Source organism: Alkalibacterium sp. m-11, from assembly GCF_054658155.1.
Genome location: NZ_BAAGIR010000474.1, coordinates 1 through 266 on the forward strand (window position 1 = coordinate 1; position 266 = coordinate 266).

Annotated in this window: 1 pseudogene; it reads right to left on the reverse strand. The window is 41.4% G+C overall.

The features are described 5' to 3' along the window. Nucleotides 1-266: pseudogene (locus tag ACYQ2O_RS13230) on the reverse strand (IS21 family transposase); the annotation flags it as partial.

Sequence of the window (266 nt, forward strand, 5' to 3'; positions counted from 1 at the left end):
AGGATTTAACAAGTCATCTTTTAGCTTATGGAGGTGCTCTTTTTCATTAATTTTCCAAAGTATATCAGGAATCTCGTCCGTTGCTTGAGACACTTCCGAATTTAATTCATCACAAAGTTCGTCAACGATTCGAATGAGGTCTGTCGAATCATAAAATTCATGATTGTAAACCCGTAACCGGTCCATTGTTCTAGCGAGAGCTTCTACGCTGCCTTTTGTTTGGGGGCGAAAAGGGCGACAGACCATTGTTCTGAACCCTGCATCTT